23 protein-coding genes are annotated in these 25,556 nt (G+C 72.9%); 7 read left to right on the top strand and 16 right to left on the bottom strand.

What is annotated here, in order from left to right:
* Positions 1 to 14: 14 nt before the first annotated feature.
* The 3 genes from ACCP09_RS21955 to ACCP09_RS21945 form a co-directional block, all read right to left on the bottom strand.
* Positions 15 to 1,445, bottom strand: coding sequence for an aldehyde dehydrogenase family protein (locus ACCP09_RS21955; RefSeq protein WP_378335996.1), 1,431 nt, complete (start codon positions 1,443 to 1,445; stop codon positions 15 to 17).
* A 79-nt stretch (positions 1,446 to 1,524) separates the two neighbouring features.
* On the bottom strand, positions 1,525 to 2,457 hold the full coding sequence (locus ACCP09_RS21950; RefSeq protein WP_433749585.1) for a helix-turn-helix domain-containing protein: 933 nt from the start codon (positions 2,455 to 2,457) through the stop codon (positions 1,525 to 1,527).
* 20 nt (positions 2,458 to 2,477) lie between these two features.
* Positions 2,478 to 3,677 (bottom strand): styrene monooxygenase/indole monooxygenase family protein, encoded by a 1,200-nt coding sequence (locus ACCP09_RS21945; protein ID WP_378335994.1) that lies wholly within the window; start codon positions 3,675 to 3,677, stop codon positions 2,478 to 2,480.
* A gap of 65 nt (positions 3,678 to 3,742) precedes the next feature.
* Between ACCP09_RS21945 and ACCP09_RS21940 the strand changes: the two genes are divergently transcribed.
* Both ACCP09_RS21940 and ACCP09_RS21935 read left to right on the top strand, forming a co-directional pair.
* The gene (locus ACCP09_RS21940) at positions 3,743 to 4,423 is read left to right on the top strand and encodes an IclR family transcriptional regulator (protein WP_027930769.1); all 681 of its coding nucleotides are present in this window, start codon (positions 3,743 to 3,745) and stop codon (positions 4,421 to 4,423) included.
* 114 nt (positions 4,424 to 4,537) lie between these two features.
* Complete coding sequence (locus ACCP09_RS21935) at positions 4,538 to 4,999, top strand: STAS domain-containing protein (protein WP_231960557.1); 462 nt, start codon at positions 4,538 to 4,540, stop codon at positions 4,997 to 4,999.
* Positions 5,000 to 5,017: 18 nt separating this feature from the next.
* On the opposite strand, the gene ACCP09_RS21930 is transcribed toward ACCP09_RS21935, so the two are convergent.
* On the bottom strand, positions 5,018 to 6,871 hold the full coding sequence (locus tag ACCP09_RS21930; RefSeq protein WP_400989267.1) for a DNA/RNA non-specific endonuclease: 1,854 nt from the start codon (positions 6,869 to 6,871) through the stop codon (positions 5,018 to 5,020).
* 1 nt (position 6,872) lies between these two features.
* Positions 6,873 to 7,643, bottom strand: coding sequence for a hypothetical protein (locus ACCP09_RS21925; RefSeq protein ID WP_378335990.1), 771 nt, complete (start codon positions 7,641 to 7,643; stop codon positions 6,873 to 6,875).
* A gap of 122 nt (positions 7,644 to 7,765) precedes the next feature.
* Here ACCP09_RS21925 and rnhA point away from each other — a divergent pair, with 122 nt between their 5' ends.
* On the top strand, positions 7,766 to 8,224 hold the full coding sequence (rnhA, locus tag ACCP09_RS21920) for a ribonuclease HI (RefSeq protein ID WP_026153069.1): 459 nt from the start codon (positions 7,766 to 7,768) through the stop codon (positions 8,222 to 8,224).
* 201 nt (positions 8,225 to 8,425) lie between these two features.
* On the opposite strand, the gene ACCP09_RS21915 is transcribed toward rnhA, so the two are convergent.
* Entirely contained in the window at positions 8,426 to 10,612 is a 2,187-nt protein-coding gene (locus ACCP09_RS21915; RefSeq protein WP_433749579.1) for a terpene synthase family protein, read from the bottom strand.
* A 263-nt stretch (positions 10,613 to 10,875) separates the two neighbouring features.
* On the opposite strand from ACCP09_RS21915, the gene ACCP09_RS21910 reads away from it, so the two are divergent.
* On the top strand, positions 10,876 to 11,526 hold the full coding sequence (locus tag ACCP09_RS21910; protein ID WP_431902294.1) for a hypothetical protein: 651 nt from the start codon (positions 10,876 to 10,878) through the stop codon (positions 11,524 to 11,526).
* Here ACCP09_RS21910 and ACCP09_RS21905 read toward each other — a convergent pair.
* From ACCP09_RS21905 to ACCP09_RS21880, 6 genes are all read right to left on the bottom strand, one after another.
* A complete protein-coding gene (locus tag ACCP09_RS21905) occupies positions 11,523 to 12,029 on the bottom strand; it encodes a mycothiol transferase (RefSeq protein ID WP_378335987.1) in 507 nt (168 codons plus the stop codon). The two genes, ACCP09_RS21910 and ACCP09_RS21905, sit on opposite strands and share 4 nt — an antisense overlap.
* A 9-nt stretch (positions 12,030 to 12,038) precedes the next feature.
* The gene (locus ACCP09_RS21900; protein ID WP_433749575.1) at positions 12,039 to 12,785 is read right to left on the bottom strand and encodes an ABC transporter permease; all 747 of its coding nucleotides are present in this window, start codon (positions 12,783 to 12,785) and stop codon (positions 12,039 to 12,041) included.
* A gap of 46 nt (positions 12,786 to 12,831) precedes the next feature.
* Positions 12,832 to 13,326 carry an MmpS family transport accessory protein gene (locus ACCP09_RS21895; protein ID WP_378335986.1) on the bottom strand — a complete coding sequence of 165 codons (495 nt, stop codon included), beginning with the start codon at positions 13,324 to 13,326 and terminating at the stop codon, positions 12,832 to 12,834.
* 145 nt (positions 13,327 to 13,471) lie between these two features.
* A complete protein-coding gene (locus tag ACCP09_RS21890; protein WP_027930778.1) occupies positions 13,472 to 14,176 on the bottom strand; it encodes an MgtC/SapB family protein in 705 nt (234 codons plus the stop codon).
* 9 nt (positions 14,177 to 14,185) lie between these two features.
* Positions 14,186 to 15,676, bottom strand: a complete 1,491-nt coding sequence (locus ACCP09_RS21885) for an FGGY-family carbohydrate kinase (protein WP_433749571.1) — start codon at positions 15,674 to 15,676, stop codon at positions 14,186 to 14,188.
* Entirely contained in the window at positions 15,669 to 17,084 is a 1,416-nt protein-coding gene (locus ACCP09_RS21880; protein ID WP_433749568.1) for an L-fucose/L-arabinose isomerase family protein, read from the bottom strand. Before ACCP09_RS21880 ends, ACCP09_RS21885 begins: the two co-directional genes overlap by 8 nt.
* A gap of 110 nt (positions 17,085 to 17,194) precedes the next feature.
* Here ACCP09_RS21880 and ACCP09_RS21875 point away from each other — a divergent pair, with 110 nt between their 5' ends.
* On the top strand, positions 17,195 to 18,175 hold the full coding sequence (locus ACCP09_RS21875; RefSeq protein WP_027930781.1) for a LacI family DNA-binding transcriptional regulator: 981 nt from the start codon (positions 17,195 to 17,197) through the stop codon (positions 18,173 to 18,175).
* Positions 18,176 to 18,246: 71 nt separating this feature from the next.
* Here ACCP09_RS21875 and ACCP09_RS21870 read toward each other — a convergent pair whose 3' ends face one another.
* From ACCP09_RS21870 to ACCP09_RS21860, 3 genes are read right to left on the bottom strand one after another with little or no spacing between them, the layout of a single operon-like run.
* Positions 18,247 to 19,242: a substrate-binding domain-containing protein gene (locus tag ACCP09_RS21870; RefSeq protein ID WP_027930782.1), complete on the bottom strand. Its 996-nt coding sequence runs from the start codon at positions 19,240 to 19,242 to the stop codon at positions 18,247 to 18,249.
* A gap of 18 nt (positions 19,243 to 19,260) precedes the next feature.
* Positions 19,261 to 20,286 carry an ABC transporter permease gene (locus ACCP09_RS21865; protein WP_433749563.1) on the bottom strand — a complete coding sequence of 342 codons (1,026 nt, stop codon included), beginning with the start codon at positions 20,284 to 20,286 and terminating at the stop codon, positions 19,261 to 19,263.
* Complete coding sequence (locus tag ACCP09_RS21860) at positions 20,283 to 21,839, bottom strand: sugar ABC transporter ATP-binding protein (RefSeq protein WP_027930783.1); 1,557 nt, start codon at positions 21,837 to 21,839, stop codon at positions 20,283 to 20,285. Before ACCP09_RS21860 ends, ACCP09_RS21865 begins: the two co-directional genes overlap by 4 nt.
* 152 nt (positions 21,840 to 21,991) lie before the next feature.
* Between ACCP09_RS21860 and ACCP09_RS21855 the strand changes: the two genes are divergently transcribed.
* Together ACCP09_RS21855 and ACCP09_RS21850 are read left to right on the top strand one after the other, a co-directional pair.
* Entirely contained in the window at positions 21,992 to 22,576 is a 585-nt protein-coding gene (locus ACCP09_RS21855) for a hypothetical protein (protein WP_027930784.1), read from the top strand.
* A 16-nt stretch (positions 22,577 to 22,592) separates the two neighbouring features.
* Positions 22,593 to 23,249 carry an RES family NAD+ phosphorylase gene (locus ACCP09_RS21850; protein WP_433749560.1) on the top strand — a complete coding sequence of 219 codons (657 nt, stop codon included), beginning with the start codon at positions 22,593 to 22,595 and terminating at the stop codon, positions 23,247 to 23,249.
* A 369-nt stretch (positions 23,250 to 23,618) separates the two neighbouring features.
* Here ACCP09_RS21850 and ACCP09_RS21845 read toward each other — a convergent pair whose 3' ends face one another.
* The gene (locus ACCP09_RS21845; protein WP_433749557.1) at positions 23,619 to 25,547 is read right to left on the bottom strand and encodes a S9 family peptidase; all 1,929 of its coding nucleotides are present in this window, start codon (positions 25,545 to 25,547) and stop codon (positions 23,619 to 23,621) included.
* Between the last annotated feature and the right edge of the window lie 9 nt (positions 25,548 to 25,556).

Raw genomic sequence — 25,556 nt, 5'->3', positions numbered from 1 at the left:
GGTCGCTCCTTTCCTCACAGGTGGGTCCAGACGCTCTTGATCTCGGTGTACAGCTCGATGGCGTGCCTGCCCATCTCGCGGCCCCACCCGCTGGACTTGAACCCGCCCCACGGCGCCGCGGCGTCGACGGGGTTGGGCATGTTGATGAAGACGGTGCCGGCGCGGATGGCGTCGGCGAGGCGGTGCGCGGCGCTGACGTCGCGGGTCCACACCGACGCGGCGAGGCCGTATTCGGTGTCGTTGGCGCGGTGCACGACCTCGTCGGTGTCGTCGAACGGCAGCACCGCCAGCACCGGGCCGAAGATCTCGTCGCGGGCGACGGCCATGTCGTCGGTGACCCCGGTGAGGACGGTCGGGCGGTAGAAGTAGCCGTCGCTGCCGGTGGTTTCGCCGCCGGTGGCGATGCGGGCGCCCTCGGCCGCGGCCTTGCGCACCGCGGTGTCCACTGCGGACAGGTGGTCGGCGGAGACGAGCGGGCCCAGCTGGGTCGTGGGGTCCAGGCCGGGGCCGATGACCATCTTCTCCGCGGCCCGCGCGAGCCGCTCGCCGAACTCGCCGACCAGGGAGCTGTGCACGTAGAACCGGGTGTAGGCGGCGCACACCTGGCCGGAGTTCAGCAGCGCGCCCTGCAGGCAGCCCTGCACCGCGGCGGGCAGGTCGGCGTCGGGCAGGACGACGGCGGGCGCCTTGCCGCCCAGTTCCAGCGACACCCGCTTGAGGTTGCCCGCGCTGCCGCGCACGATCTCGCGCCCGACGTCGGTGGAGCCGGTGAACGACACCTTGTCCACGTCCGGGTGGTCCACCAGGGCGCGGCCGGTTTCCGGGCCGCCGGTGAGGACGTTGAGGACGCCGGCCGGGACACCGGCGTCGACCATCAGCCGCGCGAGGCGCAGCGTGGTGAGCGGGGTCTGCTCGGCGGGCTTGACGACGACGGTGTTGCCGCACGCGAGCGCCGGGGCGAGCTTCCAGGACGCGATCATCAGCGGGAAGTTCCACGGCGTGATGAGCGCGCACACGCCGACCGGCTCGCGGCGGGTGTACTGGAGGACGTCCGGAACGGACACCGGCGAGGTCTCACCCTCGATCTTGGTGACCCAGCCGGCGTAGTAGCGGAAGTGCTCGGCGGCCGCGGCGACCGACACGTTCCGCGCGATGCCGATCGGCTGCCCCTGGTCGCGGGTCTCCAGCGCGGCCAGTTCGTCGGCGTGCTCGTCGATCAGGTCGCCGACGCGCCACAGGATGCGCGCGCGGGCGGCGGGGCTGAGGCGGCGCCACGGTTCGAACGCGGCGCGGGCGGCGGCGACGGCACTGTCCACATCGGCCTGGCGCGCGTCGGCGACCGTGCCGATGGGCCGCGCGGTGGCCGGGTCGACGGTCTCGAAGACGCCTCCGCCGCTTGCGGCCGTCCACTCGCCGCCGATGAGGAGTTGCCCGGTCAGGTTCATGGGACCATCCTGCGCGGCGCGGCCCCGCCGGTCTTTCCCTCAGGCGAACGCTTCTTGACGATTCGCGAACGGCCGGGCGTCAGGACAGCGCCTGGGCGCGGAACTCCCGCGGGCTCAGCCCGTACGCGGCCTTGAAGGCGCGGCTGAAGTGCGCCGCGTCCGGCAGGCCCCACGCGGCGCCCACCGCGCTCACCGGGCGGGTCAGCTCCGGCCGGGACAGGTCGCGGCGGCACTGCTCCAGCCGCCGGGTGCGGATCCAGCTCGCGACGCCCGTGCCCTGCTCGGCGAACAGCTTCTGCAGGTAGCGGATGGAGATGTGCAGCGCGGCGGCGACCGAATCCGGGCACAGGTCCGGATCGGACAGATGCGTGTCGATGTAGGCCTGGGCCTGCAGGACGAGCGAATCCGGCGCCGCGCCGGCCTGTTCGGTCAGCAGCGCGGCCAGCAGGTCGAGCACGGCGTCGGCCAGCGGGATCGGCGACGTGGCGCCGCCCAGCTGGCGCACCAGCCGCCGGAACAGCGGCGACAGCAGCGAACCCGGCTCGTCGTCGCCGCGGATGGGCTGCCCCAGGACCTGCCGCGCTCCCCCGGCGCCCAGGCGCAGCCGCTCGCGCGGGAACATGAACACCGCCATCGAGGTCGGCTCGCCGAAGGCCAGCGTGTAGGGCCGGTCGGTGTCGTAGAGCGCGAAGTCGCCGGGCCCGAGCAGCGCGTCCCGGCCGTCCTGCACGAGCAGGCAGCTGCCCCGCACCTGCAGGCCCAGCTTGTAGTAGCCGCGTTCGCTCGCGCTGATCATCGCCTTCGTGCGGCGGACGCGGTGCGGCCCCGCGTCCACTCTGGACACCAGGGTCGAGCCGAGGCGGTCGATGCGCACCTCGCCGCGGAACGACGGCTCCGGCGCGGCCGCCTCCAGCGGCACGAACGCGTCGGAGATGACGTGCCGCCAGTAGTCGACGGTCTCGCCGCCGGGCGCCGCTCGCGTGCTCAGGATCTTCGTCGCTGTGTGGACCACGTTGTCCTCCGCTCTCCCGGTCAGCTTCCGTCGAGGAACGCCCGCACCCGGCGCCGGGTGGCCAGCGCGCGCCACTGCCGGTCCGGGTGGTCGAAGTTGTCGGTGAACTCGTCCGCGCGGCGCGGGTCGTCCGCCAGGCCCCGCCACAGCTCGCCGAGCCACGGCGGCGGGTCCAGCACCAGGTTCGTCCACGCCGACGCGCCCAGCAGAACCTCCTCGCGCGCCCGCGCGACCCGGCGGCAGAACACCTCGTCGTAGACGGTTTCGGCGGCGATCTCCGCGGCGACCACGGCCGCGCTGTAGGCGGCGATGTTCGCGCCCTGCCCCATCACCGGGTCCACGACGACGTGGGCGTCGCCGAGCGCGAGGGCGAACCTGTCGTCGCCCAGCGGCAGGAAGTCCTCCCGCACCGCGGGCGTGACGGCGCCCTGCAGCAGGTCCCGCGGGTCGGTGAGGGCGAAGTCGCCGAGCACGCGCTCGGCCGTCGCCGGATGGTGCTCGTGCAGCTTCTCCACGACCGTCTTGCGGAACAGCGCCGGGTCATCCGCCGGGGACAGCTCGTTCAGCACCGCGAGGTCGCCGCCCGGCACGTTCTCGAACAGCAGCGCGGTGACCCGGCCGTGCCGGGACACCAGCGGGATCTCCAGCAGCTCGCCCTGCCCCGGTGCGACGCCGATGGTGACCGCGGCCGGTTCGGCAGGCGCGATGCCGGTGTACAGGCCGGCGCACACCAGCCGGCGCGGCGCGTCGTGCGGGCTGTGTTCCGGGCGGCGCGGGAACAGGCCGCTCAGCGCGCCACGGCCGGACGCGACGACGAGCAGGTCGTGCCGCCGGGCCAGCGCGCCCAGGTCGCGCGGGCCGACCTCGCGCACCTCGACGTGCCCGCCGCGCGCGGCCAGGTCCTCGGCCAGCCGCGGCAGGTAGAGGCGGTGGTCGACGGCGCACGACGGGTGGGTGAACCGGCCGGTGAAGCGGAGGCCGCCGATCCAGTGGTGGTGCGCCCGGTATCCGAACTCGGTCGCGGGCCAGTGGTGCACGCCGAGCGCCCGCTCGCGTTCCAGCAGCGGGTGGTGGTGCGCGACCGTGTTGAGCAGCGGACCGGCCGCCAGCTCGTCGAAGGGCCGGTCGGCGTACAGCGTGACCGGGACGTCGGCGGCACGCAGGGCCAGGCCGAGGTGCAGACCGGCGATGCCCGCCCCGACGATGCCGACCGTGGTCACTGCGCTGTCCTTACTCTATTATCGAGCAGAGAGTTCTATTTCTGAGAGAACAGTACGAGGGCGGCATGGCAGAAGGCAAGGTCGTCGGCGGCGCGGGGCTGCAAACACTCGAACGGGGGCTTGCCGTGCTGGAGGCCGTCGCCGAACACGCCCCGTGCACGACGGCGACGATCGCGGAGGTCACCGGCCTGCACCGGTCGATCGCCTACCGCGTCCTGTGCACGCTGGAGGCGCACGGTTACCTGCAGCGCGACCCGGCGGGCCGCTACGAGGTGGGCCTGGCCGTGCTCACCGTCGCCTCGGCCGTGCGCTCGGACCTGCAATCGCTGGCGCACTCCGCGCTCACGCCGGTCGCCGAGGCCACCGGGACCGTCGCGTTCCTCGCCGTCCCCCACGGCGAGGAGGCGCTCACGCTGGTCACCGTCGAACCACCGGCCGCGGCAGGCCCGGTGTCCTACCGGCCGGGTGTGCGCCACCCGATCACCCGCGGCGCGCCCGGCCTCGCCCTGCTCGCCGCGCTCCCGCCGCGCCCGAACGAACGACCCGAGGTCACCCTGGCCCGCGAGCTGGGCCACGTGCGCACCACCGGCGAGGTGCTGCCCGGCATCGGCGCGCTCGCGGTGCCCGTCGCGCTGCGGGCCGGGCGGGTGGCGAGCGCGTGCGTGCTGTTCGTCCCCGGTCGCCTGGACGAGGAGGCCGCGCTGACCGGCCTGCACGCCGCGGCCACCCAGCTCGCCGGCCGCTGACCTGGGCGCCTCGCAGAAGTGGTGGCCCGGGGGTAGCATCGGGCCTGCGGTTGAGCAGGTAGCCGTCATGACGTATCCGACAGGCGCTTGCCGCGCAGTGTGGAGGCCGTGCTCATGGCTCCTCCGGAAACCCGCCCCGCCCCGGTCACGCAGGGGGCCATCCCGGTTCCGCGATCGATCCAGCCCCCGGACGCCGGCGCGTTCACGGTCGAGGTCTCCCAGCCCGCGCCGCACACCCTGCTCGTCGAGGTCGGCGGCGACGTCGACCTGGCCGCCGCCCCCGAACTGTCCCAGGTCATCGGTCACCGCTTGCGCGGCCCGGTGACGCTGCTGGTGCTGGACCTGTCCGAGGTCACCTTCCTCGGCACGGCCGGGCTGACGGTGCTCGTGGAGACCCAGCAGGCCGCCGCGCGCCGCGGCGCCGCCCTGCGGGTCACCGGCACCGGCGCCCGCCCGGTCGAACGCGCGCTGCGCGCGGCGGGGATGCTGCACAGCCTGCCCGCCGCCGACGAGCCCGCCGAGGACATCGTGCTGCGGCACGTCGCGGAGCAGAACGTCGGGCGGGCGCCCTGGTGACGCCGCGGGCGTGACACCCTAGAGGACCAGGTCCGCCGGCCCGCCGACCTCCTTCGCGGTCGTCGCCGATTCCTGCTGCCCCAGCGGATCCGCGTCGCCGAGCGGGCCGAACGACAGCCCGGTCAGGTCCTCGATGCGCCGGACCGGCACCTGGAACGTGCGGTAGGCGCCGTAGGAGAACTCGGCGGCCGCGACCTCCAGGCCCTGCAGCAGCTGTTCCTGGCTGAGCAGATAGCCGGTGGCCGACAGGCTGCCGTCCTGCCGGACCATCGCCACCACCTTGAAGAACTGCCGCGGCAGCTGCACGCCCCGGTACTGGTCGTCGTCGGCGGCGAACACCGGGCCGGTGACGACGCTGACCCGCAGGTCCCGGTTGTCGGCGTTTTCCAGCACGTAGTCCTCCAGCCCCGCCCACGTCGTGCGGTTCTGGTTGAAGTCCTCGTGCTGCGGCGTGCAGTTGGTGAAGTGGAAGGTGTCGTCGTTGGCCGACTTCGCCGCTTCCCGCGACGGTCCCCACGCCGGATCGAGCCGGCGTACGAGGTGCCCGCGGTCGAGCGGGTTGTCCGCGTAGACCGGCTCACCGGTCTGCTCCTCCTCCGGCACCCGCGGGTCCAGCGACCACTTGTCCTTCTCGCGGCGCAACCGGACGCTCGTCGCGCCGTCGATGTTGACCGCGGTGAAGAACGCGAGCCTGCGCTGCTTGTTCAGCACCACGCTGAAGTGGTGGTAGGGCAGCACGTGCTTCGGCTCGCTCGTGGCCTGCCGGTTCACCGCGGCCAGCGGCACCAGGTCCGGTGACAGCTCGGGCAGCGGAACCCGGTGACCGGCCAGGAAATCCGGGTCGTAACCGGCCCGGTTGCCGTAGTCCGGGTCGATGCGGATGGCCTCGGTGACGGGGGCGGCGACCACCGGCGAGGGCTCGCCGAACACACCGGCCAGCAGGGCCTGCTGCTCGGGCGGGAACGTGCGGGCGCGCAGGGCGGCCAGCAGGCGGCTGACCCGCACCCCCTCGTTGACGACCCCGCCCAGTTCGCCCTTCTCCGGCGCGGGGACGCTGGCGTGGTGCAACGCCACGATCTCCCACTGGTCGTTGAAGACCGGCGAGCCCGACGAGCCCGGTTCGGTGTCGGTCTCGTAGTGCAGGAAACGCTCCAGCACGTCGACGATCCTGTTCTCCCGCAACGCGATCTGCTTCCGCTCGCCGTTCGGGTGCTGCACGATCGTCACGAAGTCGCCGACGATCGCCTTGCCCTCGGCCTCGACCAGCCGGTTGAACCCGAACGGCGCCAGCTCCGCGGCGGTGGCCCGGACCGCGACGAGCGCGAAGTCCAGGCCCTGGTCGGCCGCGAAGAACCGCGCCGGGTCCAGCGCGAGCAGCCGCACCGGCAGCGGCAGGCCGTCGGCGCCGTCCTGGTAGTCGAACTCGACGACGCTGCACGCGGCGGTCGCGGCGTCGGCGAGGACGTGGTGGTTGGTGAGCAGCAGCTCCGGCGACACCAGCGATCCGGTGCCGTAGCCGCGCAGGCGGCCGCGGTCGTCGCGGATGGAGATGCGGCCCACCGCCTTCGCCGCGCGCACCCCGCCTTCGAGGTAGCCGACGCCGAGCAGGTCGTCGGTGCGGATGATCCGCTCCAGCACGGTGCCCGCGTCGCGCAGCGCGTCCTCCTGCCCCTCCGCGATGGCCACCGGGTCGACCGGGCGGACGTCCGGGCGGGAGCGGCTCAGCCGGTCGATGCGGGTGGCGACCCGGCCGGGGTCGTCGGCCTTCGCGAGCCCGAACGGCTCGGCCAGGATGGCGATCTTGCGCAGGCGTTCGTCCTCGCGCTCGTGCACACGCTTCTCGACCGCGTCGCGGTCCGGGTAGGACGTCATGTCAGCGGTCCGTGGGGATCGCGACTTCGCCGTCCTCGCCGATGAGCCGGTCGAGGACTTCGTCGGGCAGCCACACCCGGTGCGGGTAGTTGTCGCCCCACGAGTTGAGGATCGGCACGGCGTTCAGTTCGTCGGCGCGCGAGTTGGCGAGCACCTGGTGCACGTCCGCGGCGGAGGTCGCCCAGCGGAACGCGAGGATCCCGTCCGCCACGTCCGGCTCGTACCCGGCGCGCTCGCCCGAGTCGTCCCCGGCGAAGTCCTCCCGCCAGTCGACGTGGCCTGCGGCGACGAGCACTTCGGCGGCGGCACGGACGGAGGTGCCCTCGTCGTCGCCGGGGTTGGTCTGCGGCCACTCGTCGCGTTCCTTGGCGCGGTCCCACAGCCAGCGCGCGGCGTACAGGCCCTTGTTCAGCAGGGTCATGCAGCGCGACCAGCCGAAACCGACGCAGGCGCCCTCGTGGCCCTGGTCGTAGAAGCGGTACCAGTCGTCCGTGTCCGGGTCGCCGCCCGGTTCCAGGCAGACGCAGTGCCCGCCGCGGATCCGGCCGAGGTCGCCCCGGTGGCCGATGAAGAACTCGCCGGACCGCTCGTCGCGCTCCGGCTCGTCGAACGCCTCGTACCAGTTGACGCCGATCACCACGGGCACGGCGCTGGGGCGGTCCACCTCCGGCAGCGCCGTGATCGGGTAGTTCTCCAGGTGGCGCCAGTCGTCCGGGATGTAGCGGCCGAGCCGCCCGTCCAGGGGATCGCTGCCGATGGGACGGTAACGCATGATCCACTCCCGCGGGTGAGTCCGGAGGGCCTCCTCCTGGAGTCGCGGCCGGGGCGCGGAAGTTACTTGATCCGGTGTGGCCGTGGGGTGAACGATTCGTTGCCGCTGCTACGCTTCCGCGCGTGCAGGAGGACGGGCCGGTCGTGGACATCTACACCGACGGCGCGTGCAGCGGGAACCCCGGGCCGGGCGGCTGGGGCGCGGTGCTGCGCTACGGGCGGCACGAGAAGGAGCTCTACGGCGGCGAACCCGGCACGACGACGAACAACCGCATGGAGCTGATGGCGCCGATCCGCGCGCTGGAGGCGCTGACGCGGCCCTCGGTGGTGCGGGTGTACACGGACTCGAGCTACGTCCGCAACGGCGTGACGCAGTGGATGCCGCGCTGGAAGACGAACGGCTGGCAGACGGCGAGCCGCGAGCCGGTGAAGAACGCGGACCTGTGGCAACGCCTCGACGCGGCGATCGGCGCCCACGAGGTGCAGTGGCACTGGGTCAAGGGGCACGCCGGACACCCCGAGAACGAACGAGCGGACAAGCTCGCCGTGCGAGGCGCGAAGGAAGCCGCCGGGCGCGGGTGATCTTCCGGCGGGGGTGATTTCCCCGGGAGTGGCCTCCCGGCAGGGGTGACTTCCTCACCGCCGCGATCTCCCGGGACGGAAGCTGCTCGCCACTGCCCCTGCCGCGCCAGGCGCGGCGGCTGGGTCCGCCCTCGGCGCCTGGTCGCCCCGGCCTGAACCCGGGAGCCGCCGCTGACCCGCGCCCCCGGCCCGAGCGGTTCCTCAGGCCGAGGCGGCCCGGAAACGGTCGGCCAGCCGGAGGGCCGACATGCCGAGCCCGGCGGGAAACGCCGGCGCCGCGCGAGTGGTCAGGCGCTTCAGCTCCGGCTCGGTGTAGCGCACGCACTGGCGGTGCCACTCGAGGATGCCGGACATCCAGTCCTTCAGCTCGTCGGCGTGGCGGAGAAGCGCGTCGCGGGCGGGCTGGTCCAGTTCGGCGTCCTCGAAGAGCTGTGGCAGGTCCGTGGCGAGGATGTGCTCGAACTGTCCCATCCGTGCCGTCATCAGGTCGTTCACCACGTCCCGCGCGGCGAGCCGGTCCAGACCGAGGAAATGTTCCACCACCAGCACCATGTTGTGCAGCTCGCCCTCGAACTCGATCTCCTTCTGGTAGGAGAACAGGTCGTTCGCGAAGCACGCGTAGTCCTGCGCCGCGGTCTCCAGCTCACGCAGCGTCCTCGTGCCGAACAGCTCCGGCGGCACCTCGGTCAGGTGCGTGATCCTGGCCAGGCTCATCGTCATGTCCGAGCCGAACGTGCGCCGCCGCATCTCGACGTAGTCGATCGGGTCCGGGATGCGGTTCTGCGCCTGGTTGGCCAGCTCCCACACCCAGCTCGCGGTCATGTCCTCGACCGCCTTCCGGAACACCCGCCGCGCGTCGCCGCTCAGCGGGGTCGCCGTGCGCCGCCACAGGTCCTGCAGGCCGCGCTCGAGCGGGGTCAGCGGCTCCGGCGTCTCCCCCGCGTCCAGTGGCATGAACAGCGACAGCCGGTCGTTGGTCACCTTCGCGGCAGGCACGTTGCGGCCCGTGCCGAACACCGCCGGGAAGTAGTCGTCGCCGTAGGTGCCCCACGCCAGCCACGCCGTGGACAGGTGCAGCTCGTCCGGATCGGCGTCCGCGTGGATCATCGACGCGCAGTGCGCCAGGTCGATCCCGCGCAGCCGGTCCTCGTCCCACACCCCGCCGGCCTCCACACCCGGCACGGAATCGTAGAAACCCATTTCCCGGCACCACTGTGCGTTGCGCTCGCGCGCCTCGTCCAGGTGCGGGCTCGTGCGGAACGCGTACGGCATGTAGATCTCCGGCAGCGGCAGGTGCCCGACCTTCGTGAACGGCACGTGGTCACGCTGCTGCGTGCGGGTGCGCAGGACCGGTCCGGCCGTGAGCCGGCTGGAGCCGCCGCCGGCCGCGCCCTCGTTCATGTAGCGGCTGGACCGCGCGTGCCACTCGTGACCGCCGGACTGCCAGTCCTGCAGCCCCTTGACGTACGCCCCGACGGCGATCTGCTCGTGCGGCAGGGCCGCGTGCTCGGCCAGCAGCGCGGGCACGTCGACCAAGGCGGTGTCCTCGAACTGCTGCAGCCGGGACGTCAGGAGGTCGTTGACCAGCTCGGCCGCCTCCTGGGTGGAACAGCCGAGGAACCGTTCGAGCACCAGCACGGCGTTGGAGTTCTCGCCCTCCTCCTGCACCTCGCGCTGGTAGGAGAACAGGTCGTTGCGCAGGTGCACGGCGTCGGCGAACGTGTCGGACAGGACCTCGACGGGCCGCGTCGCCGACAACCGGTCCGGCACCTCGGCCCGCACGGCGTACTCGACCAGGTTCGCCGACCACGGCGCCCCGCCGACCCGCCGCCGCATCTGGATGTACTCGATGGGGTTGGCGACGCGGCCCAGGTCGATGTTCGCCAGTTCCCACATCGACTCGACCATCAGGTTGTGGGTGCTCAGGGTGAACCGCCGCCGCCACCCCTCCGACATCGCCGGGATCGTGCGCTCCCACAGGTCCTTCAGCCCGGCCTCGGCGGGGTTCGCCGGCTCCGGCGGCTCCTGGCCGGGCGCGGTCATGAACAGCTCGAGGCGGTCCAGGTACTCCTTCGCACCAGCCATGTCGCGGGAGTACTTGAACTGTTCGAGGAAGTGGTCGTCGAAGAAGAACACCCAGACGTACCAGTCGGTGATCAGGTCGAGGGCCGGGCCCTCGCAGTCCGGGTGCGTGTAGGCGCACATGAGGGCGTAGTCCATCTCGGCCAGCGCCGCCTCGGTCCACACCACACCCCCGCCGGGCTTGGCCGCGTCGAGCATGCCCATGCGACGCGCCCAGTCCATGCTGTGCGCGCGGGTGCCCTCCAGGTTCGGGTTGATCCTGGCCGGATGGGGGACGTAGAACTCGGGCAGAGTGAAGGCCTGCATGTCTTCGACGGTGCCATCGGTGATCGGGTGGCGGCAACGGCCAGGCGAGCGACCCGGGGTCCTGTTCGGATGAACGAGCGAGAACACCCTCAGTGGCCTCGGTGTCCTTTTCGGACAGTGCCGGTTATGTCAGTCACGACCAGCGGTTCTTCTCGGAATACTGGGAGCATTTGAAATCTCACCAGAATTCGGGACTGGGCCGTTCGAGCGATTTCACCGCAACCGATGAAACCAATGGAGTGAAGCGGCGATTATTTCCAGCCGTGGAACCCGACTACTGGTGGACGGATGCGCAGGGCAGGCGCAGACCTGGCTACAAGAAGAAGGGCGGCGCGGCGATCGCCGCCGTGGCCGTGGGCCTGGCCGTGGTCGGCGGGGCCGGACTGACCACGGGCGGCGGCGTCACCGGCGGTTCCGCCACCTCCGCCCACGGCAAGTCGGCCGGCAAGGACGCCGCCCGCAAGGGACAGCGCGGCGAGGCCTGGAACCGCATCGGCCTGCGCCAGCTGCGGCAGACCGCTCACGCCGCGACGACCTGCGGCGCCCACTCCTACGGCCAGGTCCAGCAGTTCTTCCGGACGCACCCGTGCCGCAAGCTGGACCGGCTCCTCCTCGCGATCGGGGACACGCGCGGCAACACCGTCGTCGTGTCGATCGCGTGGGTGCGCATGCCGAGCGCGGGCACCGCGGCCGAACTCAAGGAGCTCGCCGACACCGACGGCACGGGCAACGTCGAGCCCCTGGCGGCTGGCGCGCTCGGCCTCACCGGCGTCGAGTTCACGGGGCGGTACTACGGGTCCCGGCGCGACGGCTCGCTCGTCGTCATCGCGGAGGCCGCGCCCGGCGGCGGTCGGCCGGACCCCGCGACGATGGACGACGCCGCCGAGGTCGCGGCCGAGTTCCCACCGCCCTAACGCCGCTCCAGGACGCCGCGGATGAACGCGGCCTGCCCGGCGTGCTGGAGGTCGTCGGAGAGGATGCTGACCAGCCGGACCCCGAGGGTCACCGGCGGGTCCCACGCCTCGTCGACCACGTCGTCCAGCCGGTCTTCGCGCAGCGAGCCCAGCCACGCGACCGTCGAGTCGTGCACCGCGTCGTGGTAGCCGGTGAGCAGTTTGGCCTCCGCGCGCACCGCGGCGACGTCCTTGGAGCGGTGCCCGTAGCCCGTCGCCCCCGGACGGAACGGCAGCCCGAACCGCTCGTGCCACCCCTGCTCGGTCCACACCTGCGGCGTGCCTGCCAGGTCCGCGATGTGGTCGTCCTGCACCCGCGTGAGGTGCCAGACCAGCCACGCGATCGAGTTGGCGTCCGCGTCGAGGCGCTCGGCCAGCTGGTCCTCGGTCAGCCCGTCGACGGCCTCGTGCACGACCTCCTGGATGCGGCCGAACCCGTCGATCACCAAGTCCGCAACAGTCATGCCCCCACGCTAACCGCGATCGACGAGTCCCGCCGCCACGAGCTGGACCACCACGAGCACGGCGATCGCCTCGGCCGCCAGCAGCCCGATCAGGACCAGCACCTGCGTCACCCCGGCCTGCACCGGGCTGGCCCCGCCGAGCAGCACGCCGACGTAGGCGCCGGGCAGGGTCACCAGGCCGACCGTGCGGGTCTGGTCGAGCGCGGGGATCAGCGCCTGCCCGGCGCTGGGACGGCAGATCTCCAGCGCGGCCGCCCGTGGCAGGAAACCGAGCGCGAGCGCGGCTTCGTACTCGCCGTGCCGCGTGGCCAGCTCGTCGAGGGCGCGGCGGGCGGCCTGGGACGTCGCGCTCATGGCGCCGCCGATGACGATCCCGGCGATCGGCACCACCGCGATCGGCTCCAGCGGCGCCACACCCGACCCCAGCACCAGCGCGAGCACCGGGAGGACACCGCACGCCAGGGCGACGGCGATCCACGGCACGCGGCGCAGCCGGAGCCCGACGCGGCGGGCCGAGGTGACCGCGGCGACGGTGAACATGAGCAGCACGAACAGCGCGGTCAGCCAGCCGGACCGGAGCACGGCGGTGATCAGCAGCGACACCGCGCCCAGCTGGACGACCGCGCGGCCGGCCGCCGTGGCGACCGCCCACCCGGGCCCGAGCCGGCCGAGCCACACCGCGAGGGCGCCCACCACGACGAGCGCGGCGAGGACGACGGCCAGCACCGGCCCGGTCTGCAGCGTCGCACCGTTCACGAGGTGATCGTGCCCCACGGCGACCGCGGGAGGCGGCGCGGACGGGTCAGGGCAGCGACTTCGAGCAGCGCACCATGCCCTGCGGCGCCGACACGGACCGCTCGCTCACCACGACCCCGTCGACGATGATGCGGCACGTCAGGGTGCCGCCGCCGGCGTTCTGCGCCGTCAGGCTGAAGTACTGCTCCGAGCCCTGCGGCCCGGTGCGCTCGATCGACACCGACCACGGCGTGTCCGTTTCGAGGACCTGGGCGATGTCGGCGCCCTTCGCCACGTACGTCACGTTCAGCGCACCGGCGCCGCCCGTCAGCTCGTACGTCACGGCGTAGGACACCTGCGGCACCGGCGCGACCGGCGCCACGACCGGCGCGCTGGCCCCGCTGAGCGACCCCACCGACGGGTCGGCGGAGCGCTGCCCGGCGACGAGCAGCGAGGTGAGGCCGACCGTCAGGACCACCCCGAGGGCGGCGAACACCGCCATCGAACTGGCCAGCGGCCGCCGCGGTCCCGGCCCGGGACCCACGGTGGGAACAACACCCATGGCGTCGTCTTCTCTCGGCTCACCGCGCTTCCACCGAGCGCGTCAACCATTCCTCGCAAGCCGAGCGTGAATCGTTACCTGGCGGGAACACCACCGTCCGCTTTTCACCCGCTCGGGGTAGTGCAACCCCGCTGACCTGCGACTTCTACTCGCTCGTATCGTCGATCGCGCCGGTCTCCACGGCCAGGATCCCGGGCTGCTCGGCCAGCGCCGCGAGCAGGTCGTCGACGCCCCGTGGCCCGAGCAGCCGCATCCTCAGGTCGATCACGCCGCCGGAGTCGCGGCGGTCGGTCAGGGCCTGCTGGACCGAGTAGCCGGAACGGGTCGCCAGTTCGAGGATGCGCCGCAGCGCCCCCTCGCCGTCCCGGTAGGCCAGGCGCACCGTCGTCGTCGCGGGGCTCCGGCGCGTCAGCAGCCGCACCAGCGGCGGGTAGCCGTAGACCACCACGAAGTGCGCCGCGGTGACGACCACCGCCAGGAGCGGCAGCCCGGCGGCGCACGCGCAGCCCACCGCCACGCTCATCCACACCACCGCCGCGGTGGTCAGGCCGCGCACCACGTCGCGCCGCACGAAGATCAGCCCGCCGCCGATGAACCCGATCCCGGACACGATCTGCGCCGCCACCCGCGACGGGTCCAGCACGACCCGCCCCGGCTCGAGCACGTCGGTGAAGCCGTACTTGCTCACCAGGAGGAACAGCGCCGCGCCCACCCCGACCAGCGTGTGCGTGCGCAGGCCGGCGCTCTTCTGCTTCAGTTCGCGTTCCAGGCCGATCAGCGAGCACAGCACCAGCGCGAGCACGAGTTCGCCGACCTGCTGCCAGCCCTGGCCCGAGGGTTCGGAAAACACCCGGCCAGGCTAGTGCCCGCTCTCCCGCTGCTGCTCGGCCAGAAAGTGCGTTATGTCCTTTGTGGAGGGGTAGAGTTCGCGGTACCGCGCGTAGAACCGGTCATAAGTGTCCACGGCGGCAGGATCCGGGCGAACCGTGCTCGCCACCGGGTTCCAGCGCGTGATGTCCGGCTCCGCGCCGATCGCGACGGCCGCCAGCAGCGCGTCGCCGAGCGCGGCGCCGATCGTCTCCGCGGGCACCTGCTGGTCGGCGCCCGTCACGTCGCTGACGATCTGCGTCCACAACCCGCCCTGCGTGCCGCCGCCGACCGCGACCAGCCGGCCCGCCGCGCCGCCGGAGTCGCGCATGGCCTCCAGGTTGTGCCGCACCCCGTACGCGATGCCCTCCAGGGCAGCGCGGTAGATCTCGCCGATGCCGTGCGAGGTGGTCAGCCCCGCCAGCACGCCGCGGGCGTCCGGGTCGAACAGCGGCGTGCGCTCGCCCGCGAAGTAGGGCAGCATCAGCAGTCCCCGGCTGCCCGGCGGCACCTTCGCGGCCTGGTCGACGAGCGTGGCGAAGTCGCCGCCGACGAGACGGCGCAGCCAGTCGGTGATCGCGCCGGAGGTCGCCATTCCGGCCGCGAGCGAGTACGTGCCGGGGAAGGCGCCGCACGTCGTCCACAGGCCGGTGTGCGGGCGCGGGTCGGCCAGCACCTGGATGAGGAACATCGTGGTGCCGTACATGACCATCGTGTCGCCCGGCTCGGCGACGCCGACGCTGGCGGCCTCGGCCCACGCGTCGACGGTCCCGGCGGTGACCGGAAGACCTTGCGGCAGACCGGTTTCCGCCGCCGCGGCCGCGCTCACCACGCCGGCCACCTCGGTCGGCCACACCAGCCGCGGCATCTCGACGCCGGGCGCGCACAGCGCCGCCCAGTCCGCGGCCCAGTCCCCCGCGCGCAGGTCGTACATCGGGTCGCACTGGCTGGCCGAGTGGTGGTCCAGGACGTACTCGCCGGTCAGCCGGTGCACGAGGTAGGAACTGCACATCAAGAACAGCCGGGTGCGCCGGAACACCTCCGGCTCGTGGCGGGCGAGCCAGCGCCACTTCGGGCCGACCGCCTGCGACGACAGCGCCGTCCCGGCCCGCTCCAGAATGGACTCCGCGCCGAGTTCGGCGGTCAGCTCCTCGATCTCCCGGGACGCCCGGGTGTCCACGCCGTACAGGATGGCGGGCCGCAGCGGCGTGCCGTCCGAGTCGGCGGGCAGCAGCACCGGCCCGATGCCGCTCACCGCAAGCGCGGCCGGCTTCCGATCGCCCGCCGCCGCGACCAGTTCCCGGGTCAGTGCGAGGAAGTCCTGCCACCACACGGTTTCCGCGTCGTGCTCGACCCAGCCCGGGTGCGGGCACGACGTCTCGTGCGCCCGCGAGACGCGGGCGACGATCTCGCCGTCGGGGGTGACCAGGACGCCCTTCGAGCTGGACGTCCCGATGTCGATGCCGAGCAGCAGATCAGTCACGGGACCACTCGTGCACGTCGACGCCGAGCAGGCCGGCCGCGGCCCGCAGCTCGGCGCGGCGGTCGCCCGGGATGGCGTGGATGTGGTTGGCCCCGAACTGCGACAGGAACGTCTCGGCGGGCGCGTCCAGCCGCGCCCACGCGTGCGGCCACTCCGGCGTGGACTGCCGCATCAGGGACTCGTTGGTCTCGTCGTCGTAGTTCTCGAACTCGCCCAGCATCAGCTGCAGACGGTACTCCCCGGCCTGCCGGGTGAGCCGCCCCAGCGTCATCTGCCCTGGCGCGGCGATGTGCTGGACCGACGCGCCACCCGCGGGGAAGAAGAACACCTCCGGGTAGAAGTGGACCTTCGCCAGGTTCTCCGCCGGGTCGTCGCTGCGCGCGGCGTACCAGGTGGCGTGCTGGCCGGAGTTGCACAGGTCCCAGATGTCGCGGTCGGCGTGGTAGTGGCGCACGTCGGCGAACAGCACCGGGTCGCCGGAGATCTTGTGCATGAGCTGCATGGTCAGCGCGCCGTCCATGTCCGCCTCGGTGGCGGTGACGTGCACCGGCTTGGGGCCGTTCCAGTCGTAGGGGTCGTTGAGGAACGCCTCGGTGATGTCCATCGTGGCGAAGTGCTCGGTCAGCTCCGGCTGGCCCTTGATGCCGGAGAAGTCGAGCTTGCGCTCGTCGATGATGTCGCGGATCGCCAGGTACGACCGGATCTGCCGCTCCAGCAGCTCGGGCGTGAGCTTCCGGCCGTCGTAGTGGACACCGGCGGCGTGCTCCTCGATCCAGCGGCGCGCCTTGGCCGCTTCGCCGACGTCGGCCTTCTCCGCGCGCAGCACCAGCTCGTACTGGTCGATCTCCTCGACGTCGACGCCGAACTGGCGCATCCACTGGTCGGTGTTGGCGACCGCGGTGTTCATGCCCATCGGGCGGCCGCCGAAGCGGCCGAAGGTGGACCCGCGCAGCGACGCGACCGCGGCGGCGGCCCGCGCGTGCGCGCCGACCCGGCCGGCCAGGTCCGCGTCGTCCGGCGCGCCCCACATCCGGGTGTGGGCGCGGCCGATCTGGTCCAGCGCGCCACCGGCGGCGAGCATGCCGACCAGCCCCGGCTCGGTGGGGTCGGTGCTGGCGACCAGGATCAGCGGGCTGCGCGTGGCGTCCGCGGCGAGCATCGTGAAGTGCGGGAAGCTCCACACCGCGTAGTAGAAGATCGTGACGTCCACCCCGGCGGCGGCGACCTCCCGCGCCACCGACGTGGCCAGCGTGTTGGTCGCGACCAGGTCCGGCCCCGCGACCACGTCGTGCCCGGCCGCGGTCAGCGAGCGCACGAGCTCGTCCTGTTTGGACTGGATGAACCGGGCGTTGCGCGCGTGCACATGGTCACGCCCGTCGGAAATGCTGATCACGCCGATGCGGGCCACGCTGCCTCCTAGGGCGGGTAATCGATTACTCAAGACGCTATTCTGGACCCCGGACGGTGTCAATAGCCGCCCGTCCACCGCGTGAGCGGCGAGGAAGACGGGAGGTCGCGGTGGCGACCATCAGCGATGTGGCGCGGCGCGCCGGGGTGTCCACGGCCACCGTGTCGCGGGCGCTGAACGGCGTGTCCACAGTGGATCCGGCGCTGGTCGCCAGGGTACGCGCCGCGGCGGAAGAGCTGGGCTACCAGCCGAACGGGCTCGCGCGGAACCTGCGCAGGCAGGAGACCGCGGTGCTCGCGCTGATCATCTCCGATGTGGAGAACCCGTTCTTCACCGCGATCGCCCGCGGCGTCGAGGACGTGGCGCAGACGGCCGGTTACTCCGTGGTGCTGTGCAATTCCGACGAGAGCGCCGAGAAGGAGCGCCGCTACATCGACGTGGCGCTGCAGGAACGGGTGGCCGGGGTGGTGATCTCGCCGACCGACGAGTGGGCCGGGGTCGAGATGCTGCTGCGGCGCGGGACCCCGGTCGTCGCGGTGGACCGGCCGCTGCGCGCGGGCACCGGTGATCAGGTGCTGGTCGACAGCCGGGCTGCGGCCAGGGCGGCGGCCGAGCATCTGCTGGCGGCCGGTTACCAGCGGGTCGGGTGTGTGACCGGGCCGGCGGGGGTGCGCACGGCCGACGACCGGCTGGCGGGGTACCGGGACGCGCTCGGGCGGCGGAAGCGGCGCGAGCGGCGGGCCGAGTACCGGGCGTCCGGCGGCGAGGCGGCGACGCGTGCGCTGCTGGCCGAGGCGGAGCCGCCGGACGCGCTGCTGGTGGCCAACAGCGCGATGGCGATCGGCGTGCTGGAGGCGCTGCGGGCGGCCGGGCTGAGGCTGGGGCGGGACGTCGGGGTGGTGGCCTTCGACGACGTCCCCTGGGCGACGCTCATCGACCCGCCGCTGACGGTCGTGGCCCAGCCGGCGTACGAAATAGGAGCGGAAGCGGCGCGGCTGCTGCTGGCCCGGATAGCCGATGGCTCGTTGCCCCCGACCGCGACGACGCTGGAGGCGCAGCTCATCGAGCGGGGCAGCAGCCACCGCGCCTGAACGGGGGTTCGTTTCCGGCGGCGATCCGGGGCCGTCCCGCCGCCGGGGGGACGGGACGGCGCGCGAAACGGTCAGGAACCGTTGTTCAGCTCGGCGTACGTGGCCGCCGCGTTGTCCTTCGTCACCAGCTTCGTCGGCAGCGTCTGCGTCTTCGGCACCTGGCGGCAGTCCACCAGGATGCTCTTCGCCGCGGCGATCGCCTCCTGCCCGCCCGTCGGGTAGATGAACGTCGCCGACAGGCGGCCCGCCTCGACCGCCTTCAGCCCGCCCGACTCGATCGGCAGCCCGTCGATCCCGGTGATCGGCAGGTCGGGCCGCCCGGCGTTCGCGGCGGCGATGCGGGCGCCCTCGCCCATCGGGTCGTTGTGCGAGTAGATCGCCTGGATGTCCGGGTTCGCCTTGAGGATCGCGTCGGCCTGCTGCTGGCCCTTGTCCCGCAGCCAGTCGCCGTCCTGCGCGGCCACGATCTCGATCTTCGAACCCTGGATGCCCTGCATGAAGCCGTCGTGCCGTTCCCGCGCCGGGGTCGACCCGGCCAGCCCGCGCAACTCGCCGATCTTCCCGCCGTCCGGCAGCAACGTCGTCTTGAAGTACTCGCCTGCCTGCCGCCCGATGTCGACGTTGTCCGCGCCGATGAACGACGTGTAGGCGTCGCCGTCGACCTTGCGGTCCAGCACCAGCACCGGGATCCCCTTGTCGTAGGCGCGTTTCACCGGCGCGGTCAGCGGCGTGGCCTCGTTGGGGCTGATGATGAGCAGGTCGACCTGCTGGGTGATGAAGTTGTCGACCTGCTCGACCTGCTTCGAGTTGTCCTGTGCGGCGTCGGCGAAGTTGACGGTGAACTGCGGCACCGACGCGGCCGCGGCGCGGATGTCGTCGTCCATCCGCTGCCGGTACGGCTCGGCGACGTTGGCCTGGCTCATCCCGATCGTGTACTGCCCGTCGGCGCCGCACCGCTCCGGCACGCCCTGCGCGCCGCCGCCGCTGCCCGAGTTCTCGTTCGTGGTGCCGCAGGCCGCGAGCAGCAGGCACGCGCCCACCGCCGCCAGGCCACGGGACTTCCTCATGGTCCTTATCCCCTCTCGTCAGGAAACCGATGCCGGGCGCAGCCGCTGCAACCCCGCGGCGAGCACGATGACCAGGCCGATCACGAGCAGCTGGACGTTGGAGTCCACGTTGTTCAGGCCCAGGATGTTGCGCAGCACGCCGACCAGCAGCGCGCCGGCCACCGTGCCGACGACCGAGCCGCGCCCGCCCATCAGGCTGGTGCCGCCGATGACCACGGCGGCGATCGCGTCCAGCTCGTACATCGCGCCGTCGTTGGGCCCGCCGAAGTTGAGCTGCCCGGCGTGCACGATTCCGGCCAGCGCCGCGAGCAGCCCGCACAGGCCGAACACGATGATCTTCACCCGCTTGACCGGCACGCCGGACAGGCGCGCGGCCTTTTCGTTGCCGCCGATGGCGTAGATGTGCCGGGAGAACGCGCTGACCCGCAGCAGCACCACCGCCAGGGCGGCGACCACCAGGAAGATCAGCGCGGGGATCGGCACCAGCCCGTTGAAGGTGCGCTCCCCCAGCAGTGAAAACGTCTCGGGCGCCTGCCCCGGCCCCTCGCCGTAGGTGATCGACACGCCCTGCCCGCCGGACCAGATCCGCGCCAGCCCGCGCGCGATCTGCATGCCGGCCAGGGTCACGATGAACGCCTGGATGCCGAACGACGTGATCGCGAACCCCTGCAACAGCCCGAACCCGAGCCCGATCGCGAGCACCAGCGCCACCGCGGGCATCAGCCCGAGGTCGTTCTCGGTGAGCAGGACCGCCGCACCCACGCTGGCCAGGCCGAGCACCGACCCGACGGACAGGTCGATGCCGCCGATGAGGATCACCAGCGTCATCCCGACGGCGAGGATCCCGATCTCCGACATGGAGCGCACGACGTTGAACAGGTTGCCCGAGTCCAGGAACACGAGCTCGCCGTTCTTGCTCGGCGAGTACACCACCGCGGCGATGAACACCAGCACCAGGCCGAACAGGCTCTGGAACCGGAACAGCGTCGCCAGCAGCCCGCCGCCGGGGCGGGCGAGGTCGGGCAGCGCGGCCACCTTGGTCATGACGTCCCTTCCGCCACCAGGTCCTCGACGGCCCCCTCGCCCATCGAGAACGCCAGCAGCTCCGCTTCGGTGGTGCTCGCCGTGTCCAGTTCCCGCACGCTGCGGCCGTCCCGCAGCACGACCACGCGGTGGCACACGCCGATCAGCTCGGCCGGCTCCGACGACGCGAGCAGGACCCCCACGCCCCTGCTCGCCGCCTCGCCGAGGAGCCGGTAGATCTCGGCCTTCGCGCCGACGTCCACACCGCGGGTCGGCTCGTCCAGCAACAGCAGCGCCGGTTCGGTGAGCAGGCCGCGCCCCAGCACGACCTTCTGCTGGTTGCCGCCGGACAGCGAGCCGGCCGGATCCCGCAGCGACGCGAGCTTCACGCCGAGGCGGTCGACCATCTCCTGCGCCGCGCCGCGTTCCCGCCGCCGCGGCACCACCCCGGCCCGGGCGATGCGGTCCACTATGGACAGCACCGTGTTGGCGAGCACGGAGTGCTCCAGCGCCAGGCCCGCGACGCGCCGGTCCTCGGGCACGAACGCGATGCCGAGCCGCAGCGCGCCGCGGGGGCCGCGCGGACGGATCTCCTCGCCGCGCAGCAGGATCCGCCCGGACCAGCGTCCCCCGACGCCGTAGATCGTCTCCAGCAGCTCCGTGCGGCCGGCGCCGAGGAGCCCGGCGACGCCGACGATCTCACCGCGCCCGACCCGCAGGCTGATGCCGGCCGGATCACGACGGCCAGGGCGCCGCGACTGCACGACCAGGTCCTCGACGCGCAGCAGCTCCTCCCCCGCGCCCGCGCCGTCGCCGGTGCGGAACATCGACTCGACCGGCCTGCCGACCATCGCCTCGGACGCCTGCTGCGCGGTCATCGCCCGCGCGTCGAACTCCGCCACCACCTCGCCGTTGCGCAGCACGGTCGCCCGGTCCGCCACGCGGCCGATCTCGTCCATGCGGTGCGAGATGTAGACGACGCCGGCGCCGGCGCGGCGCAGTTCGGCGATCACGGCGAACAGCCGGTCGATCTCCGGCGCGGACAGCGCGGACGTCGGCTCGTCCATCACGATGATCCGGGCGTCCAGCGACAGCGCCTTCGCGATGGTGACCAGCTGCTGCTCGCCGGTGCGCAGCTCCTCCACCGGACGGCGCGGGTCGAGCGCGATGCCGATCCGGTCCAGCAGGCGCGCGGTCTCGCGCACCATCCGGCGGCGGTCGATGGTGCCGAAGCGGGTGCGTGGTTCGCGGCCGAGGAACACGTTCTCGGCGATCGGCAGCGCCGGGACGAGGTCGAGTTCCTGGTGGATCATGGCGACCCCGGCGCGCTGCGCGTCGGCGGGCCGGGCGAACCGGACGGGCGAGCCGTCGATGCGGATTTCCCCGCGGTGGCCGCCGACCTCACCGGAGAGGATCTTCATCAAAGTGGACTTGCCCGCGCCGTTCTCACCGAGCAGCGCGTGCACTTCTCCGGCACGAACAGTGAAATCGACGTCACGCACCGCATGAACGCCGCCGTAGGACTTGCTCACCCCGGCCAGTTCGACCAGGGACGACCGTGCCTCCGCGTCCATGCCGGCCCCCTCGCCACGCTGCGAGAAATCGATTACTCGGCCGAACCTAGAGTGACCCGACCCACATGTCAAGAGTGGACAAGGTCGTGTCCTCTGCGGACAGTTTCCCCCAGGGCGCACGAACCCGCACGCCGAGCGCTATGCTGGGGCCCATGACGGTCGCGCTGGAGAACGTCCTCGCCAAGGCAGGCCTCCGGATCGACGCCGCGGACTTCCTCTCGCTGGTCGAGGACGCCGCGCGCCGCCTCGCCCCGCCGAACCCGGACCCGGTGTCGTTCTTCTCCGAGGGGCAGCGGGCCGCGCTCGCCGAGACCGGGCTCGATCTGTCGCCCCGGCGTGACGACGAGCCGGACAGCCGCGCGCCGTCGGTCGCGGCGCACGCGGTGCTGGCCGAGTCCGCCCTCACGGTCGCCGAGGCCGCGCGACGGCTGGGCGTGGACCCGAGCCGGATCCGGCACAAGCTGGCCGACCGGCGGCTGACCGGCTGGAAGGACCAGGGCGGCTGGCGGCTGCCGTCGTGGCAGTTCGGCGAGCGGGGCGCGCTGCCCGGGCTGGAAGCCGTGCTGGCCGCGGTGCCGGACGACCAGCCCGCGCTGGTCGTGGCCGCGTTCATGAACACCGAGCAGGCCGACCTGCAGATCGGCGGGCGGCCCGCCACCCCGCGGCAGTGGCTGCTGGCCGGGGGCGACCCCGGGCCGGTCGCCGCGCTCGCCGCCACGCTCGGCACCCCGTTCTGAGGCCGCGCCGCATCCCATGGCCCGCTTGCCACTCCCGCCGTCGCGGGCGGAGCTCGTCGCTGCCCTGCGCGCCGACGTCGACATCGTGACCGTGGCGCCGACGCGGCGGCTCGTCCGGATCTTCACCGCGGGCGGCAACCACCCGCAGCAGTGGAACACGTTCCGCTACACCGGTCCGCTGCCGCACGGCCGCTTCGACCCGCAGCCGCCCAGCCGGGACGGGCGCGCCACCGCCGACCCCGGCCACGGGGTGCTGTACTTCGGGCTGACCGTGCGGACGAGCGTGGCCGAGGTGTTCCAGACGACGTCGCTGGTCGACCGCAGGACGCGGCTCCCGCGGCTGGTCGTGGTGCGCCCCTCGCGGCCGCTGAGGCTGCTCGACCTGACCGGCCTGTGGCCGACGCGGGTCGGGGCGTCGCAGGAGATTTCGAGCGGGCCGAAGAAGATCACGCAGGCGTGGGCGCGGGCGATCCGCGCGGCCTTCCCGGAACTGGACGGGCTGTGGTACCGCTCGTCGATGGACGGCGGGCACCCCGCGCTGTGCCTGTGGGACCCGCCGGCGGGCGAGGCGCTGCCGCTGGCGCCGGACGTGCTGCTGCCGCTCGACCACCCCGGCCTGGACGTGCCGCTGGGCCGGGTGTGCGAGGAACTGAACTACGTGCTGCTCAACTGAAGGGCGCGGGAACAGCGGATTTCCAGGGGCGGCGCGCCGGTGCTGGCCCGGCACACCTGGATCAACGCGTGGCGAGACCCCGCCGCCAGCCCGCCTGCTGCTCTGCGGAGCGCCGGCACCGGAGCCGGGGAACCCCGGCGCGCCGTACCACGACGCCACCTCGCCGGTGGGCGCGCCGGGGCAACCGGTCCGGGACGCAGCGCGATCCAGCCGGCTCCGTTATCCAGCCGGCTCCGGGGCCAGCGAGGCCGAGCCGGGCGCGGAAGCGCTCGGCTCGACCCTCGGTCCGCAAGCTGTCCAGGTGCGCGGGTGGAGCGCCAGCCCTCGACCTTGATCCGGGCCGGCGTCTCCGCCTCGGCAACCGGCGCGTCAGGCCAGGTGGCGCGACCACCAGTCCAGGATCGCGTCGAAGCGCTGCACCCGGTGGCGCGGTTTGCCGGACCGGCTCAGTTCGTGGCCCTCGCCGGGGAAGAGCAGCATCTCGACCTCCGTGCCGTTGCGTTTGAGCTCCACGAACAGCCGCTGGGCCTGCTCCACCGGGCACCGCCAGTCGTGCTCGGAGTGGACCACCGCGAACGGGATGCGGATCTGCGCGGCGTAGGTCAGCGGGCTGCGCTCGCGCTGCACCACCGGGTCCGCGCCGACGTAGGCCTCGGTGAAGAACCAGCCGATGTCGGAGCTGCCGGTGAACGAGTCCCACGCGTTGACGGCCCGCTCGCTCCACGCGGCGCGGAACCGGGAGCCGTGGTGGGCCGCCAGCCACGTGGTCATGAAACCGCCGTACGAACCGCCCATCACGCCGACCCGCGAGGAGTCCAGGTCGTCGCGCTCCAGTGCCGCGTCCAGCAGCGCCAGGACGTCGTCGACGTCGACCGTGCCCAGGCCGTGCACGATCGCCTGCCCGTGGCTCTCGCCGTAGCCGGCCGAACCGCGCGGGTTGCCCATCACCACGGCGTACCCGGCCGACGCGTACACCTGCGCCTCGTCGAACAGGCCCCAGTCGTAGGCCGCGAACGGGCCGCCGTGCACCACGAGCAGCACCGGGTGCGGCCCGTCGCCCTCGGGCAGCACCAGCCAGCCGTGCACCGGGTACCCGTCCGGCGCCGTGGCGGTCAGCTCCTCGACCGGGCGGATCCCCTTCTCCCGCACCGGCTTCGACAAGTCGGTGAGCACCAGCTGGTCCGGGCCGTCGAGCAGCACCACGTCACCCGAGCTGTCCGGCCGCGCCACGACCGCGGCGATCCGCTCACCGTGCACCGTGAACGACCGCACCGCGCCGCGCTCACCGAGCAGCCTGCCCAGGCCGTCCAGCGGCGCCCGGTCGGCGTCCCGCGGCACGGCCCGCAGCTCGATCGCGCCGCGGTTGAGCACGGTCACCAGGACCTCGTCGCGGAACTGCGCGGGCGGCACGTCGGCCATGCAGTACACGGACTCCGGGTCGGTCAGGCGGCGCGGCTTCGCCGGCTCGCCGTCGGCGGGCAGCTCGGCCGACCACAGTCCCGGGTTGCGGGCGACGACGTGCGGCCACGTGTACTCCTGGCCGTAGAAGAGGATCGTCCCGTCCGCGGTCACCGACGGCTTGGCCGCGCTGCCCGCGCTCCGCACCGCGAGCACCGGCTCACCGCCCTCGGCCGGCACCAGGTAGAGGTCGCTCTCCTCGGTGCCGGTGGCGCCCCACTCGCGGGGCGCGACGACGAGCACGGCCGAGCCGTCCGGCAGCCACGCCGGGTCGGAGACGTCGGCCTGGTCGTCGGTCAGCGGCTCCGGTTCGCCCGGGTCGGTGACGTCGAGGACGAACAGCCGACGCGGGCGGTCCCGCAGGAAGCCGACGTTGTCGAGCCGGTAGTCGTAGCGGGTGATCCGGCGGGGCGCCTCCGCACTCGGTTCGAGGACTTCGCCGTCCTCGTCCGGCGCGCCGTAACGGCCGGCTTCGGGCACCCGCGCGGTGAACGCGACGCGGCGCGAGTCCGGCGCCCACACCGGGGCGCCGGCGCCGAGCGGCAGTTCGGTGAGGCGCCGGGCGTCGCCGCCGTCGGCGGGCATCACGTGCAGCTGCGGCTTGTCGCCGTCCGCGCGGAGGAAGGCCACCCAGCGGCCGTCCGGGGAGATCGCGGGATCGGTGTCCCGCTCACCGTGGGTCCACTGCCGGGCCGCCCCGCCGTCGGGGGCGGCCCGCCACAGCGAACTGCGATAGGTGTTGCCGCCGAGGTCGGGGGTGGTGACCGCGGTCAGCAGCAGGGTGCCGTGCAGCGCCGGAGTGCCGGGCACGGCGAGGAGTTCGAGATCCGAGGGACGCATGCCCCCGAA

The organism is Amycolatopsis sp. 3B14, from assembly GCF_050958625.1.
GTDB lineage: Bacteria > Actinomycetota > Actinomycetes > Mycobacteriales > Pseudonocardiaceae > Amycolatopsis_E > Amycolatopsis_E thermoflava.
This window is presented reverse-complemented; position numbering and strand designations above follow the sequence as displayed.